16 protein-coding genes are annotated in these 15516 nt (G+C 68.9%); 11 read left to right on the top strand and 5 right to left on the bottom strand.

Annotated features, from left to right (window positions below):
* The first annotated feature begins 153 nt into the window (after positions 1-153).
* From D8S75_RS13335 to hemP, 4 genes are all read left to right on the top strand, one after another.
* A complete protein-coding gene (locus D8S75_RS13335) occupies positions 154-852 on the top strand; it encodes an energy transducer TonB (RefSeq protein ID WP_119966848.1) in 699 nt (232 codons plus the stop codon).
* A 15-nt stretch (positions 853-867) separates the two neighbouring features.
* A complete protein-coding gene (locus D8S75_RS13330) occupies positions 868-1587 on the top strand; it encodes a MotA/TolQ/ExbB proton channel family protein (RefSeq protein ID WP_119966847.1) in 720 nt (239 codons plus the stop codon).
* 2 nt (positions 1588-1589) lie between these two features.
* Positions 1590-1997, top strand: coding sequence for an ExbD/TolR family protein (locus D8S75_RS13325; protein WP_119966846.1), 408 nt, complete (start codon positions 1590-1592; stop codon positions 1995-1997).
* Between the two features lie 76 nt (positions 1998-2073).
* On the top strand, positions 2074-2277 hold the full coding sequence (hemP, locus tag D8S75_RS13320; RefSeq protein ID WP_119966845.1) for a hemin uptake protein HemP: 204 nt from the start codon (positions 2074-2076) through the stop codon (positions 2275-2277).
* Between the two features lie 196 nt (positions 2278-2473).
* Here the strand turns inward: hemP and D8S75_RS13315 are convergent, their stop codons facing one another.
* Positions 2474-2881, bottom strand: a complete 408-nt coding sequence (locus tag D8S75_RS13315) for a GlcG/HbpS family heme-binding protein (protein ID WP_119966844.1) — start codon at positions 2879-2881, stop codon at positions 2474-2476.
* 218 nt (positions 2882-3099) lie between these two features.
* Here D8S75_RS13315 and D8S75_RS13310 point away from each other — a divergent pair, with 218 nt between their 5' ends.
* Positions 3100-3798, top strand: a complete 699-nt coding sequence (locus tag D8S75_RS13310; protein ID WP_119966843.1) for a Bax inhibitor-1/YccA family protein — start codon at positions 3100-3102, stop codon at positions 3796-3798.
* Between the two features lie 123 nt (positions 3799-3921).
* Complete coding sequence (locus tag D8S75_RS13305; protein ID WP_198673207.1) at positions 3922-4275, top strand: hypothetical protein; 354 nt, start codon at positions 3922-3924, stop codon at positions 4273-4275.
* A gap of 4 nt (positions 4276-4279) precedes the next feature.
* Here the strand turns inward: D8S75_RS13305 and rlmD are convergent, their stop codons facing one another.
* From rlmD to D8S75_RS13290, 3 genes are read right to left on the bottom strand one after another with little or no spacing between them, the layout of a single operon-like run.
* A complete protein-coding gene (gene rlmD / locus D8S75_RS13300; protein ID WP_119966841.1) occupies positions 4280-5740 on the bottom strand; it encodes a 23S rRNA (uracil(1939)-C(5))-methyltransferase RlmD in 1461 nt (486 codons plus the stop codon).
* 44 nt (positions 5741-5784) lie between these two features.
* The gene (locus D8S75_RS13295; protein ID WP_119966840.1) at positions 5785-6093 is read right to left on the bottom strand and encodes a hypothetical protein; all 309 of its coding nucleotides are present in this window, start codon (positions 6091-6093) and stop codon (positions 5785-5787) included.
* A gap of 60 nt (positions 6094-6153) precedes the next feature.
* Positions 6154-6627 (bottom strand): Lrp/AsnC ligand binding domain-containing protein, encoded by a 474-nt coding sequence (locus D8S75_RS13290; RefSeq protein WP_119966839.1) that lies wholly within the window; start codon positions 6625-6627, stop codon positions 6154-6156.
* 120 nt (positions 6628-6747) lie between these two features.
* Here D8S75_RS13290 and putA point away from each other — a divergent pair, with 120 nt between their 5' ends.
* The 5 genes from putA to D8S75_RS13265 all read left to right on the top strand — a co-directional run bounded on the left by putA (position 6748) and on the right by D8S75_RS13265 (position 12709).
* Complete coding sequence (putA, locus tag D8S75_RS13285) at positions 6748-10482, top strand: trifunctional transcriptional regulator/proline dehydrogenase/L-glutamate gamma-semialdehyde dehydrogenase (RefSeq protein ID WP_119966838.1); 3735 nt, start codon at positions 6748-6750, stop codon at positions 10480-10482.
* A gap of 171 nt (positions 10483-10653) precedes the next feature.
* Positions 10654-11205 carry an RNA polymerase sigma factor gene (locus D8S75_RS13280; RefSeq protein ID WP_119966837.1) on the top strand — a complete coding sequence of 184 codons (552 nt, stop codon included), beginning with the start codon at positions 10654-10656 and terminating at the stop codon, positions 11203-11205.
* 12 nt (positions 11206-11217) lie between these two features.
* Positions 11218-11658 carry an anti-sigma factor family protein gene (locus tag D8S75_RS13275; protein ID WP_119966836.1) on the top strand — a complete coding sequence of 147 codons (441 nt, stop codon included), beginning with the start codon at positions 11218-11220 and terminating at the stop codon, positions 11656-11658.
* Positions 11655-12128, top strand: coding sequence for a Spy/CpxP family protein refolding chaperone (locus D8S75_RS13270; RefSeq protein WP_119966835.1), 474 nt, complete (start codon positions 11655-11657; stop codon positions 12126-12128). The genes D8S75_RS13275 and D8S75_RS13270 overlap by 4 nt, the downstream gene beginning before the upstream one ends.
* 104 nt (positions 12129-12232) lie before the next feature.
* Entirely contained in the window at positions 12233-12709 is a 477-nt protein-coding gene (locus D8S75_RS13265) for a hypothetical protein (RefSeq protein WP_119966834.1), read from the top strand.
* Positions 12710-12736: 27 nt separating this feature from the next.
* On the opposite strand, the gene D8S75_RS13260 is transcribed toward D8S75_RS13265, so the two are convergent.
* Entirely contained in the window at positions 12737-15427 is a 2691-nt protein-coding gene (locus D8S75_RS13260) for a bifunctional acetate--CoA ligase family protein/GNAT family N-acetyltransferase (protein ID WP_119966833.1), read from the bottom strand.
* Positions 15428-15516 lie beyond the last annotated feature (89 nt).

Raw genomic sequence — 15516 nt, 5'->3', positions numbered from 1 at the left:
CGGAGTGGCGGAGCATCCATGGCATTCGTGACGACACTGCTGGCGGGCCTGCTGATCGTGGCGGGCTCGGCCTGGTGGGTTCTGCGCCCGTAATTCTTAGATCCTTTTCGGCCCCTGGCGCAATGCTGCATTGCGCGGACAGCTATCATTTTTATGTCAACCTACGACCGCTTCGAGCAGCCCCAGGGACTGAGCCGCAATGCCCTGATCGCCATCGGCGTGGTGCTCCTGCATGTCGCAGCCCTGTGGGCGCTGCAAACGGGCCTGCTGCGCCGCGCCGTGGAAGTCATCGTGCCGGCGGTGCTGCTGACCGAATATGTCTCGCCGCCCGCCCCGGTGACCAAGGCCGAACCGCCCCCACCGGCGCCCGCGCCCAAGCCCCAGCGTGTCCAGACCAAGGCTCCCGCCCCGCGGCCAGCCCCCGAGCCACAGCCCATCGCCGACACCACGCCCTCGCCCAACGCCATCCAGGTCAGTCCCGCCAAGAGCGAGCCGGCGCCGCCCGCGCCGATCACCGCCACCGGCCCTGAAACGCCGGTCGCGGCCCCTCCGGCGCCCGCCGCGCCCAAGATCGAGCTGCCATCGAGCAACGCCGCCTACCTGCAAAACCCGGCCCCGGCCTACCCGGCGATCAGCAAGCGCATGGGCGAACAGGGCAAGGTGGTGCTGCGCGTCTACATCGACGCCGAAGGGCTGCCGCAGAAGATCGAAATTAACCGTTCCAGCGGCTTCGACCGCCTGGACCGCCAGGCGCAAGACACCGTCATGCGCTGGAAGTTCGTTCCCGGCAAGCGCAACGGCGTGCCCGAGGCCATGTGGTACCTCGTGCCCATCAATTTTGTTCTCGAATAATCTTCAGGAGTTCTCATGGAAACCCAATTCGGTCTCGCCAACGTCTGGACGCAGGGTGACTTCGTCACCCGCGCCGTGGCCGTGCTGCTGCTGGCCATGTCGCTGGCCTCGTGGATCGTCATCATCATCAAGGCGCTGGACATCGTGAAGTTCAAGAAGCACGCCAGCGCCGTGCAGACCTTCTGGCACAGCGAGGATTTCGCCGCCGGCATGACCCGCCTGGGCTCCGACCCAGCCAACCCCTTCCGCCAGCTCGCCGTCGAGGGCCGCGAGGCCACCGCCCACCACCGCAACACCAAGGGCCAGCTGCATGACAGCCTGGACGTGAGCGACTGGGTCACCGGCTGCCTGCGCAATTGCATCGACGAATTCACCGCGCGCCTGCAGTCGGGCCTGGCCATCCTGGCCTCGGTGGGCTCCACCGCGCCGTTCATCGGCCTGTTCGGCACGGTGTGGGGTATCTACCATGCGCTGCTGGCCATCGGCACCTCGGGCCAGTCCACCATCGACAAGGTCGCCGGCCCCATTGGCGAGGCGCTCATCATGACGGCCCTGGGCCTGGCCGTGGCCATCCCCGCCGTGCTGGGCTACAACGCGCTGGTGCGCGGCAACAAGTCCATCCTGATCCGCCTCAACAGCTTCGCGCACGACCTGCACGCCTATTTCGTGACCGGTGCCCGCGTCGGCGCCAGCAGCGACAACGGCAAGGTGTTGCCGCTCAAGAAAGGCAGCTGACCATGGCCTTCGGTACCCAGGACGATGCCGACGAGGTGATGAACGAGATCAACATGACGCCGCTGGTCGACGTCATGCTGGTGCTGCTGATCATCTTCATCATCACCGTGCCGGTGATGAAGCACTCGGTCAATGTCGATCTGCCCCGGGCCACCAACCAGCCCGAGCAGGTCAAGCCTGAAACCCTGCGCCTGAGCGTGGCGGCCGACGGCAGCTACTACTGGAACGGCCAGACCATCGCCGATGCCGAGCTGGCCACGCGCCTGCAGGACGAGGCCGCCAAGGAGCCCCAGCCCGACCTGCACATCCGCGGCGACAAGGAAGTGCGCTACGAGCGCGTGGCCCAGGCCATGGCCGCAGCGCAGCGCGCCGGGCTGCGCAAGATCGGCTTCGTCACCGATCCACAGTAAAAAAACCGCAGAAAGGACTGGACAAGTTATTGAGAATCGTTATCATTAACGGATCGCACTGTTCAGGACCTCTTTCATGCAAGCCACCCTGCACCTTCCCGCCATGTTCAGCACCGCCCGCGCCGAGTCGGCCCACTCCGCGCAGGGCGCCCAGGAGCGCATGCCCTCGGTGGACAGCCACGCGCTGCTGCAGGGCCAGAAGGCCGTCACCATCAGCCACAACGGCGCGCTCTACCGCCTGCAGGCCACCCGGCTGGGCAAGCTGATCCTGACCAAATAAGTTCATCGTGGGGCGACTCCCGGACCGCCACCGGTCCGCAAGAGTCGTTTTTGCCAGCCAACGGGGTCCCCGCGTAGCCAGGCTTTTTTTCCCCGCACCCACAAAAAAAAACCGGCCCCTGGCCGGTTTTTTCATTCAAATTCGGCTTTGACGCCCGTGTGGAAAGCGCTAGCAGCTATTTAATCAATAGCACAAATCACAGCTCCAGCGCCGCGATGCCGGCCTTGGCGATCTGTGCGTCCTCGGTGGACTTCACGCCGCTCACGCCCACGGCACCCAGGCACTGGCCGCCCTGCAGGATGGGCACGCCGCCTTCGAGCAGGCCCTCGATTTCCGGCGCGCTCAGGAACGAGGTCCGGCCATTGTTGATGATGTCCTCGTACACCTTGCTCTCGCGCCGGCCCAGCGCCGCCGTGCGCGCCTTGGCGGGCGCGATGTGCGCGGACACGGGCGCGGCGCCATCCAGGCGCTGCAGCCACAGCGGGTGGCCACCGGCATCGACGATGGCGATGGTCACGGCCCACTGGTGCCGCAGGGCTTCGGCTTCGGCGGCGGCGGCGATCTTCTTGACATCGGCCAGTTCAAGTTCGGGGGTGGTTTTCATGGGTCATGCGGCCTGGTGGGCCGTGGTTCGGTCGGCCCAGCGGCCGGGGAGGGGTAGGCTGGAAAGCATAGCGCCGCCCCCGTTCCGCGTCACCCACGCGCCGGGCAAAAGAACCTTGACCTAAACCGGGGTATTGCGTCCCGGTATTGCAACCCCTGTATGGAACCCCATCTAGAATGCAGCCACCTGCGCAGTGCAGGTCACTCAGGAGAGCAACGATGAACGACCGGATCACCACCCTCCCCTCCGCGGACTATGGCTACGGCATTTCGCAGGAGCAGCGCCACAAGGTGCTGCGCAACACCTATTGGCTGCTGGCGCTGAGCCTGCTGCCCACCGTGCTGGGCGCCTGGCTGGGCGTGGCCACGGGCATCACCCAGGCGCTGCGCGGCGGCGTGGGCCTGATCGTCTTCCTGGGCGGCGCCTTCGGCTTCATGTTCGCCATCGAGAAGACCAAGAACTCGGCCGCCGGCGTGCCCGTGCTGCTGGGCTTCACCTTCTTCATGGGCCTGATGCTCTCGCGCCTGATCGGCATGGTGCTGGGCTTCAAGAACGGCACGGACCTCATCATGACGGCCTTCGCCGGCACGGCGGGCGTGTTCTTCGTCATGGCCAGCCTGGCCACGGTGATCAAGCGCGACCTCTCGGGCATGGGCAAATGGCTGTTCGTGGGCGCCATGGTGCTCATGGTCGGCAGCATCATCAACGTGTTCGTGGGCTCCTCGGCCGGCATGATGGCCATCTCGGTGGCGGCCATCGGTATCTTCAGCGCCTACATGCTGTACGACCTCAAGCAGATCCTCGACGGCGGCGAGACCAACTACATCAGCGCCACGCTGGCCCTGTACCTGGACATCTTCAACGTGTTCCAGAGCCTGCTGGCCTTGCTGGGCATCATGGGCGGCGAGCGCGACTGAAATCCCCGCGCCCGGTGTTCCAAGGCTCCTTCGGGAGCCTTTTTTGCGTCCGGGGCCCGGGGCGGACTCAATCGGCCGGACGCCCGGCCGATAATGGACAAAGACGCCCCCGAAAGTACCGCCATGCCACGCCGCATCCTTCCCGCCTTCCTCCTGCTCGCGCTGCTGGCGGGCTGCGACAAAATTTCCGCGATCCCGGGCCTGGGCCCCGACCCCAAGATCGCCCAGCGCGAGGAAGAAGCCAAGGCCATCGGCGGCGCCTGCCGCCATGCCCTGCGCGGGCTGGAGGACTGCTACGCGCTCAACCCCAAGGCCAGCAAGGCCTTCGTGTTCACGGGCTGGAAGGAAATGGACCAGTACATGCGCGAGAACAAGATCGAAGGCACGCCCTCGGTCATCAGCCTCCCGGCCAAGCCGGCCGCGTCCGACAACATCGAGACGGAAACCCGCAGCGCGCCCACGGGCAAAAAGTCCTGACCCCTCAATCCCGCTCGAACACCGCGATGCTCTCGACGTGCGCCGTGTGCGGGAACATATTGACCATGCCCGCCGCAGTGCAGCGGTAGCCCGCCAGGTGCACCAGCAGGCCCGCGTCGCGCGCCAGCGTGGCCGGGTTGCAGCTCACGTAGACGATGCGCCTGGGCGGCGTCCAGTGCGCGGCGCCCTCGGGCAGCGGCGGCGCGTCCTCGGCGCCGCGCCGCGCCTGCTCGATGTCGGCCAGCGCCTTGGCCAGCGCGAAGGCGCCCTCGCGTGGCGGATCGACCAGCCATTTGTCGGCCGCGCCGTCCTGCACCAACATCCCGGGCGTCATCTCGAACAGGTTGCGCGCTACAAATTTCGTAGCTGCCAGCGCTTTACCAGAATGCCTTACAGCCTGATTTGACGCATAGTTTTGGCGCGAGCGCGCCACCAGCGCCTCGCTGCCCTCGATGCCCAGCACCTCGCGCGCCTGCGTGGCCAGCGGCAGCGTGAAGTTGCCCAGGCCGCAGAACCAGTCGATCACGCGCTCGTCGGCCCGCACATTGAGCAGGCGCAACGCGCGCGAGACCAAAACGCGGTTGATGTGCGGGTTCACCTGGGTGAAATCGGTGGGCTTGAACGGCATGGTGATGCCGAAATCAGGAAGACCGTAGGCCAGCGGCTCGCCGCCGTCGTCAAGCAAATGCACCGTGTCCGGCCCCTTGGGCTGCAGCCACCACTGCACGCCATGCTCGGCGGCGAAGGCGCGCAGCAGGGCCACGTCGCCCGCGCAGAGCGGCTCCAGGTGGCGCAGCACCAGTGCGGTGACGGTATCGCCGCAGGCCAGCTCGATCTGCGGGCAGGTGTCGCGCGCCTCCATCGACGCGATCAGCGCGCGCAGTGGCATCAGCATGGCGCTGACATGCGGCGGCAGCACGGGGCAGACCTCCATGTCGGCCACGTAGCGGCTCTTGCGCTCGTGGAAACCCACCAGCACCGTGCCCTTTTTGACCACATGGCGCACCGACAGGCGGGCGCGGTAGCGGTAGCCCCAGGCGGGCCCCTCGATGGGGCGCAGCAGCATCTCGGCCTTGACCTTGCCCAGGTGCCACAGGTTGTCTTCCAGCACGCGCTGCTTCACCGCCACCTGGGCGCCTACATGCAAGTGCTGCATCTTGCAGCCGCCGCAGGCCCCCGCATGCAGGCCGAAATGCGGGCAGGCGGGGCGCACGCGCTGTGACGATTCGCGGTGGATGGCCGTCAGGCTGGCCTGCTCCCAGTTGTTCTTCTTGCGGTGGGTGTTGGCGCTCACCACCTCGGTCGGCAGCGCGCCGTCGATGAAGACCACCTTGCCGTCAGGCCGGCGCGCCACGCCCTGGGCGTCCAGGTCGACGGACTGCACCAGCAACTGGCCCTCGGGCAACGCGGCGCTGGGGATTTCGGACGGTTCGAAGGCGGGGGAAAGTTCGGTCGGTTCGCTCATCCCCCGATTGTCTCAGGCCCACGGGGGGCCGGACGGATACCCGCTCAGCCGGGGTTGGTGCCGGGGGTTTTTCCACCGCCCAGGGCCGCTGCTTCCTGGGCCGGCGCCAAGGGCAGCTTGTTCACGGGCATGTCGCAACCGTGGTGGTCCCGTGAAAACACCAGGGAGCCACCCGGGGCCACCTGGGGCATGGTTTCGTGCAGCGGACGCGACAGGTCCACGGGCGGTTCCACCGAACGGTACACCAGCTCCTGCTCCGGGCCGGGTCCATAGACAACATAGCAGGCGGCCAGGGCGGCCTGGCTCAACAGGCCCGCGGCCAAGGCGGTGGCGGCAGTGCGGAACACGCGCATGGGTTCTTCTCCTTCGCTGGGTGGATGGTGCCGGCACATTATGCCGGGCGCCACAACCCATCACAGCGGCAGGCGCGTGGTGTGCTTGACCTCCTCCATCACGGCATAGGTGCGCGTCTCGCGCACGCCCGGAAGCTGCCACAGCACAGCGCCGGCGAACTCGCGGTAGGCGTTCATGTCGGCGGTACGGGTCTTGAGCAGGTAGTCGAAACCGCCGGCCACCATGTGGCACTCCATGATCTCGGGCCGCACCTGCACCGCCGCCTTGAACTGGTCGAACACATTGGGGGTGGTGCGGTCAAGCAGCACCTCGACGAACACCAGCATGCCGGCGCCGAGCTTGAGCGGGTTGAGCCGCGCTTCATAGCCCAGGATGAAGCCCTCGCGCGTGAGGCGCTGCACGCGCGCCAGCACGGCCGTGGGCGAGAGCGCCACGCTTTCGGCGAGCTTGAGGTTGGAAATACGGCCGTCGTCCTGCAGGATCATCAGAATCTTGCGATCGATGCGGTCCAGATCATTGGCTTCTGTCTGCATGGCTAGTGAATCATTCTGCGATGCGGCATATTTTCGGATATTAATTCGCCATTCTTGCACGCATCATCACGCCATTCCCAGCCCATGTCCGGGCCGGGCCTTTTCACGAGATCGCCAGCCATGAACCAGCCCTTCGCCGCCTTCGCGCCCCGCCCGGCCACCGCCAGCCCGCTGCGCGACGCCATCACCGCCGCCTGCCGCATTCCCGAGCCCGAGGCCCTGGCACCGCTGCTGGAGCAGGCCCGCCTGCCGCAGGACATGGAAAACGCCGTTCAGGGCCTGGCTCTGCGCATCGCCGGCACGCTGCGCCAGCGCAAGGCCTCGGCGGGCCGCGCCGGCATCGTGCAGGGGCTGCTGCAGGAGTTCGCCCTGTCGTCGCAGGAAGGCGTTGCGCTGATGTGCCTGGCCGAGGCGCTGCTGCGCATTCCCGACGCCGCCACGCGCGACGCGCTGATCCGCGACAAGATCAGCAGCGGCCAGTGGGAACCGCACCTGGGCAAGAGCCCCTCGCTGTTCGTCAACGCCGCCACCTGGGGCCTGCTGCTGACGGGCAAGCTCGTCACCACGCACAACGAGGGCAGCCTGTCGGCCTCGCTCGGCCGCCTGATCGGCAAGGGCGGCGAGCCGCTGATCCGCAAGGGCGTGGACATGGCCATGCGCATGATGGGCGAACAGTTCGTCACCGGCGAGACCATCGGCGAGGCGCTGGCCAACGCCCGCAAGATGGAGGCCGAGGGCTTCCGCTACTCCTACGACATGCTGGGCGAGGCCGCGCTCACCAGCGAGGACGCGGCGCGCTACTACCAGTCCTACGAACAGGCCATCCACGCCATCGGCAAGGCCTCGAACGGGCGCGGCATCTACGAAGGCCCGGGCATCTCCATCAAGCTCTCGGCCCTGCACCCGCGCTACAGCCGCGCGCAATACGACCGCGTGATGGACGAGCTGTTCCCGCAGGTGCTGCGCCTGACCGAGCTGGCGCGCCAGTACGACATCGGCCTGAACATCGACGCCGAGGAAACCGACCGCCTGGAAATCTCGCTCGACCTGCTCGAACGTCTGTGCCAGGCCCCCAGCCTGCAGGGCTGGAACGGCATCGGCTTTGTGATCCAGGCTTACCAGAAGCGCTGCCCGCATGTGATCGACTTCGTCATCGACCTGGCCCGCCGCTCGCGCCGCCGCCTCATGGTGCGCCTGGTCAAGGGCGCCTACTGGGACAGCGAGATCAAGCGCGCCCAGGTGGACGGCCTGACCGACTACCCGGTCTACACGCGCAAGGCCCATACCGACGTGTCCTACCTCGCCTGCGCGCGCAAGCTGCTGGGGGCACCGGAGGCCATCTACCCGCAGTTCGCCACGCACAACGCGCAGACGCTGGCCGCCATCTACCACCTGGCCGGCAACAACTACTACGCCGGCCAGTACGAGTTCCAGTGCCTGCACGGCATGGGCGAGCCGTTGTACGAGCAGGTGGTGGGCGCCGTCACGGCCGGCAAGCTGGGCCGCCCCTGCCGCATCTACGCCCCCGTGGGCACGCACGAAACCCTGCTGGCCTACCTGGTGCGCCGCCTGCTGGAGAACGGCGCCAACACCTCGTTCGTGAACCGCATCGCCGACGGCTCCATCGCGCTGGAAGAGCTCGTGTGCAACCCCGTGGCCACCGTGCAGCAGGCCGCCCAGACCGAGGGCCGCGCCGGCCAGCCGCACCTGCGCATTCCGCTGCCTGGCCAACTCTACGGCGCCGAACGCCCCAATTCCCAGGGCCTGGACCTGGCCAGCGACCGGGTGCTGGCCCACCTCGCCGCCGGCCTGCAGGACAGCGCCCGCCAGCCCTGGCACGCCGCCCCCCTGCTGGCGCAGGACAGCGCCGCAAGCACCACCGTGCCGGTGCTCAACCCGGCCAACCACGGCGATGTGGTGGGCCAGGTGCAGGAAGCCACCGAGGCCGATGTGGACCGCGCCATTGCCTGGGCCTGCGAGGCCGCGCCCTCCTGGGCCGCCACGGCGCCCGCCGAGCGCGCCGCCGCCCTGCTGCGCGCCGCGGACCTTCTGGAAGCACAGATGCCCGCGCTGCTGGGCCTGCTGATGCGCGAGGCCGGCAAGACCTGCGGCAATGCCGTGGCCGAGGTGCGCGAGGCGGTGGACTTCCTGCGCTACTACGGCGCCCAGGTGCAAAACAGCTTCGCCAACGCCACGCATGTGCCCCTGGGCCCGGTGGCCTGCATCAGCCCCTGGAACTTCCCGCTGGCCATCTTCATGGGCCAGGTCGCCGCGGCCCTGGCCGCCGGCAACACCGTGCTGGCCAAGCCGGCCGAGCAGACGCCGCTGATCGCGGCCCAGGCCGTGCGCGTGCTGTGGCAGGCCGGCGTGCCGCGCGCCGCCGTTCAACTGCTGCCGGGCCAGGGCGAGACCGTGGGCGCGCGCCTGGTGGCCGACGAGCGCATCATGGGCGTGGTGTTCACCGGCTCGACCGACGTGGCGCGCATCCTGCAGCGCACCGTGGCAGGCCGCCTGGATGCCGCCGGCAACCCCGTGGCCCTGATCGCCGAAACGGGTGGCCAGAACGCCATGGTGGTGGACTCCTCGGCCCTGGTGGAACAGGTGGTCGGCGATGCCGTGTCCTCGGCCTTCGACAGCGCAGGCCAGCGCTGCTCGGCGCTGCGCGTGCTGTGCGTGCAGGAAGACGCCGCCGACCGCGTGGTGGCCATGCTGCAGGGCGCCATGGGCGAGCTGCGCCTGGGCAACCCCGACGCCCTGAACGTGGACGTGGGCCCCGTCATCGACGCGCAGGCACGCGCCGGCATCCTGGCCCACATCGAGGCGCTGCGCGCCAAGGGCCACCGCGTCTTCCAGCCCACGGCCGGCGATGCGCGGGCCACGGCGCAAGGCACCTTCGTGCCGCCCACGCTGATCGAGATCGGCAGCATCGGCGAACTCGAACGCGAGGTATTCGGCCCCGTGCTGCACCTCGTGCGCTACGCCCGCAAGGACCTGCCGCGCCTGCTGCAGCAGATCAATGCCACCGGCTACGGCCTGACGCTGGGCGTGCATACGCGCATCGACGAGACCATTGCCCAGGTGGTGGAACAGGCACACGCCGGCAATATCTACGTGAACCGCAACATGGTCGGTGCCGTGGTGGGCGTGCAGCCCTTCGGCGGCGAAGGCCTCTCGGGCACCGGCCCCAAGGCCGGTGGACCGATGTACCTGCTGCGCATGCTGTCGCGCTACCCCGCTGGCGCGCTGGCCACCACGCTGGCGCCCGCCGATGCCTTGCGCCCCAGCGACGACACGCAGCGCCGCCCGTTGCTGGCCACGCTGAAAGTCCTGGAGGACTGGGCCCACGGCCAGCAGAACACGGCGCTCGCGCGGACCTGCCAACGCCTGGCCGCCACCACCCCCAGCGGTGTGCTGCGCACCCTGCCGGGCCCGACGGGCGAGAACAACACCTACCAGATCCTGCCGCGCGAACGCGTGCTGTGCCTGGCCAGCCAGGATGCCGATCTGCTCACCCAGCTCGCCTGCGTGCTGGCCACGGGCGGCCAGGCCTTGTGGCCCGTGCAGCACCAGGCCCTGCATGCGCGCCTGCCCGCCGCGCTGCAGGAGCGCGTGGCGCTGGTGGCGCAATGGCAGGCCGACGGCGTGTGGCTCGACGCCGTGCTGCACCACGGCGACAGCGATGCGCTGCGCACCGCCTGCCGCGCCATCGCCACCCGCCCCGGCCCCATCGTGGGCGTGACCGCCCAGCCCACGGGCGGCACCGAGGTACCGCTGGAGCGCCTGGTGCTGGAGCGCTCGCTCAGCGTCAACACGGCCGCAGCCGGCGGCAATGCCAGCCTGATGACCATCGGCTAAGGCCGCAGGGGCAGGGGCCACGCCCCTCCCCGCCCGAGAAGCGGATGGAGCCCGGCCCCTCGCCGGCCCGTCCACTTTCGCTTTCCAGGGTGAACGGCAAGGGTGGCATGCCGTGCGCGCGCAAAAAGAGGGAACCTTTGCGCGCCCCGTTCGTTGACACTGGCATCCGCCATGAGAGCCTTCAGCCACTTCGAGGAAAGCGAATGCATCGCGCGCGCGCAACGCGGCGACGTCGCGGCGTTCTCGGAGCTGGTGGCCCGCCACCAGGACCGCATCTACCGCTTCCTCGTGCGGCTGACCCGTTCGCCCGACGATGCTCTGGACCTGACCCAGGAAACCTTCATCCACGCCTGGGAGGCCCTGGAGCGCTGGCGCCCCGAAGCGCGCTTCACGACCTGGCTGTTCCAGATCGCGCGCAACCAGGCGCTGGACCTGCTGCGGCGCAGCAAGCGCGCCGAATTCGTGGCGCTGGAAGACGACGGCGACGCCCTGCCCTGCCCGGCGCCCACGCCCGAGGCGGCCCTGGAGACCCGGCAGCGCGTCCACGGACTGGAGCGCGCACTGGCGCGCCTGCCCACCGAGCACCGCGAGATCCTGCTGCTGCGGGAGATCGAGGCCCTGCCGTACGAAGAGATCGCGGCCGTGCTCGACATCAGCCTGGGCACGGTGAAATCACGCCTCGCCCGGGCGCGCGCCGGGCTGCTGGAAAAAATGCCGCGCTGACAGGAGGAAAACATGACCTGCCCCACCACCGAAGCACTGTCCGCCTATGCCGACCACATGCTTGCGCCTGCGGAGCAAGCGCGGCTTGGGCAGCACCTGCGCGGCTGCGGCGCCTGCCAGCAGCGACTCGCCGAGCTGGCGGCGCTGCGGCAGGCCCTGCGCTCCCTGCCCTCCCCGACGCCGGGCCTGGACCTCGCCCCCCGGATCGAAGGCCGCCTGCGCCCCCGGCCACGCCGCCCCCCACCCCGACCGCGGCCCTGGATCGGCTGGCTTCCGGCCGGCCTTGCGACGGGCATGGCGCTGGCATCGGGGGTGTGGCTGGGCAGCCTGCTGCTGGGCGGAGCCACGGCCGGCACGCGCCCTGCCTCCCTGGCGCGCGTGTTCGACCCGGTGCCGCCGGGGGGGCTGTGCGCCGCCACCGAACTGTGCCGCCCACTGAAAGGACTGCCATGATCCACCGCCCCTGGACCCCCTACCTGCTGGCCGTCTCGCTGGCCCTGAACCTCGGGGTTGTCGCCGCTCTCGTGCTGCGGCCCGCCCCACCCGCGCCCAGTGCGCAGACAGCCCCCGCGCCTGCCATCCACCTGCCGGACCATCTGGAGCTGAGCGCCGAGCAGCGCGCCCGCTGGCAGGCGCTGGAGCCCGGCTTCCTGCAGGAACTGGCCGCCAACTGGCAGGCCATCCGGAGGCACCGCGAAGCCCTGGTACGGCAGATCTTCGCCGCCACGCCCGACCGGGCCGCCATCGACGCGGAGCAGGCCGCGATCGCCCGTCTGCAGGGTGCGCAGCAGCAGCGCGTGATCACGCAGTTGCTGGCCGAGCGCGCCCTGCTCGACGAGCGCCAGCGCGCGCGCCTCATGGAACTGCTGCTGGCCCGCTACGCCCAGGAAAGCACCGAGGAAGAACAGCTCCACCGCGACTGAGGGATGCACATGCAGGGAACATTCCGGCGCGGCGCTGCGTTCAAGCAGTCAGGGCCGGCGTGCAAGCCAGCCCTGCCATCGTTCAACCCTCACGAAAGTACCGCATGAAATCACCGATCGCCCTGCTGCTGGCCCTGGCCCTGACCTCCCCCCTGGCCGCGCTGGCCGCCGACGCCCACGACCACGGCAAGCCAGGCCCGCACAAGCTCACGCTCAACGCCGGCAAGAAGTGGGGCACCGACGAGGCGCTGCGCAAGGCCATGTCGGGCGTGCAGGCCGCCGTGGCACAGACGCTGCCCGCCGCGCATGCCGGCAAGGCCTCGGCCGCCGACTACGACACCTTTGGCAAGGAGATCGAGGCACGGATCGCCTACATGGTGGAGAACTGCAAGCTCGACCCCAAGGCCGATGCACAGCTGCACATCATCGTGGCCGACCTGGCGAGTGGCGCCGAGGCCGCGCAGGGCAAGCACGGCGAAAAGAAGCGTGCTGCTGGCGTGGTGAAGGTGGCCCAGGCCGCCAACGCCTACGGCAAGCACTTCGACCACGCGGGCTGGCAGGCCATCAAGATGCCCCACTGAGCGCCAGCGGGGCGTGGGCGCGCACGCTCAGAGCGTGTGCGACACCATCTTGAATTCGGGATCGTCGGGGAAGGACTTGATCGAGAAGCCCAGCGCCCGCATGAGCTTGAGCATGTGCGGGTTGTTGGCCAGCACCAGCCCCTCGATCTCGGCCAGGCCCTTCTCGCGGGCCACGTCCATGATGCTGTGCATCAGGCGCGAGCCCAGGCCCTTGCCCGCGAAATCATCGGCCACGACCAGCGCGAACTCGCAGCTCGTGTGGTCGGGGTTGGTGATGTAGCGCGAGACGCCCACGATGCGCTCGGTTTCGGTGATCTCGCCGTCGGGGTCGGCCTTGCGCTCCTTGAGGACGGCCACGAGCGCCATCTCGCGGTCGTAGTCGATCAGCGTGAAGCGCGCCAGCATCATCGGCGGCAGTTGCGCCATCGACGAGACGAAGCGGAAATACCGGCTCTCGGGCGAGAGGCTCTGCACCAAGGCCTGCAGCATCTGCGCGTCGTCCGGGCGGATGGGACGCACGGTGTATTCGCCACCGCCGGGCAGCGGCCACACCTGCTCGAAGCGCGCGGGGTACGGCAGGATGGCCAGGTGGCCGTACTGGCTGGAGCTTCCGCTGGCCGCCTGCGGCGCATGGTCGATGACGATGCGCGCATCCACGGCCACCGCGCCCGACTCGTCCACGATGATGGGGTTGATGTCCATCTCGCGCAGCTGTGGCAGCTCGCAGACCATTTCCGACACGCGCAGCAGCACCTGTTCCAGCACCTCCATGTTCACGGCGCTGGCGCCGCGCCATTCACCCAGCGTCTCGGCGACGCGCGAGCGCTCGATGAGGCGGCGCGCGAGAAACTGGTTCAGTGGCGGCAGTTCCATGGCGCGGTCGTTGATCAGCTCGATCATGGTGCCGCCAGCGCCGAAGGTGATCACGGGGCCGAACGGGTCGTCGGTGACCAGGCCGATGCAGACCTCGCGGCCGCGCCGCGCGCGCGCCATGTTCTGCACGGTCACGCCGTTGATGCGCGCGCCCGGCTGCAGGCGCGCCACGCGCTCGACCATGTTGGTGTAGGTATCGCGCGCGCTCGCGCCGTCCATGATGTTCAGCGCCACGCCCTGCACGTCGGACTTGTGGCTGATGTCGGGCGAGTCGATCTTCAGCGCCACCGGGAATCCCAGCTGCGTGGCGATCATCATGGCCTCGTGGGCGCTGCGCGCCAGGATGGTCTTGGTGACAGGAATGTGGAAGGCCGCGAGCAGGGTCTTGGACTCCATCTCGGTGAGCACCTTGCGGCGCTCGGCCAGCACGCTCTCGATGACCAGGCGCGCCCCTTCGATGTCGGGCTTGGCCAGCGCCGACAGCGGTGGCGGCGTCTGCTGCAACAGTTGCTGGTTCTGGTGGAACGAGGCGATGTTGCCGAAAGCGCCGACGGCCGCCTCGGGCGTGCGGAAGCTCGGGATCTGCGCCTCCAGCAGGATGCCGCGCGCCGGAACCACCGTGGCATCACCCATCCAGCACGACAGCAGCGGCTTGGTCATCTGGCGCTTGACATCGGCCAGCGCGCGCGCCACCTCGGCCGGGTCCACGCCCGACTTGGGCGAATGGATGGCCAACACGCCATCGACCTGGCGGTCCCTGGAGGCGGCCTCGACCGCCAGGCGGTAGTGCTCCGCCGACGCGTCCTCCGACAAATCGATCAGGTCGGCCAGGGAGGCGAGCGCCGGCAGCTGGGGCTTGAGCGCCTGCATGGACTCATGCGAGAGCTTGCCGAGGTCCAGGAAGATCTCGTTGACCCAGTCGGCCGCCAGCACACCCGGGCCACCGCCGTTGGTGACGATGGCCAGCCGGCGGCCCACGGGCCGGTAGCGCGAGGCCAGGCACTTGGCGGCCGAGAACAGCGCGACGAAAGAGCGCACGCGCACGGCACCCGCGCGCCGCAGGGCGGCGTCGAACACATCGTCGCTGCCCACGATGGTGCCGCTGTGTGTCTGCGCCGCCTCATTGCCCGCGGGCTTGCGGCCCGCCTTGAGCACCACCACGGGCTTGGCGTTGGCGGCCGAGCGCAAGGCGCTCATGAAGGTACGCGCGCTCGAAATGCCTTCCAGATAGACCACGATGCTGTGCGTCTGGGGATCGTTCGCGAGGAAATCCAGCACCTGCGCGATGTCCACCGCCGTATTGGGGCCCAGCGACACCACCGAGGAAAAGCCCACGGCATTGTTGCGCGCCCAGTCCAGGATGGAGGCGGTCAGCGCCCCCGATTGCGACACCAGCGCCAGCGAGCCCGTGCGGGCCAGCGGGCCGGCCGCGCTGGCGTTGAGCTGCAGCGCCGGGCGCTGGATGCCCAGGCAGTTGGGGCCGAGCAGGTGCATGCCTTCGCGCTGTGCGATCTTCTTCAGCTCCACGGCCAGTTCCGGGCCGATGCCGCTGGAGATCACCAGCGCGGCGCCACAGGCCATGCGCCCCGCCACTTCGAGCGCGGCCGCCACATCCTCGGGAGGCAGCGCGATGATGGCCAGGTCCGCGCGCGTCTGCGCCAGATCGGCCAGCGTGCCGGTGGTGTGGATGTCGAGGAACACCAGGCGCCCGCTGAAACGCTGGGCACGCAGGGCCTCGTGCAGGATCTTGGCGTGAGGAGCCAGGGCGGCTTCATCGTCCTGGCGGCCGGCGAAGACCACGACGGACTCCGGCGAGAAAAGCGGTGTGAGGTAGTGCTTGTCCATGGTTTGCTCCAACAAAGCCCTTCACCACCGGCGGGGACCAGGCCGTGGGAAATGGCCACCGCGCGGGCGGCGGCCTGAAAATGAAAACG

The organism is Simplicispira lacusdiani (assembly GCF_003604195.1).
Lineage (GTDB): Bacteria > Pseudomonadota > Gammaproteobacteria > Burkholderiales > Burkholderiaceae_C > Simplicispira > Simplicispira lacusdiani.
This window is presented reverse-complemented; position numbering and strand designations above follow the sequence as displayed.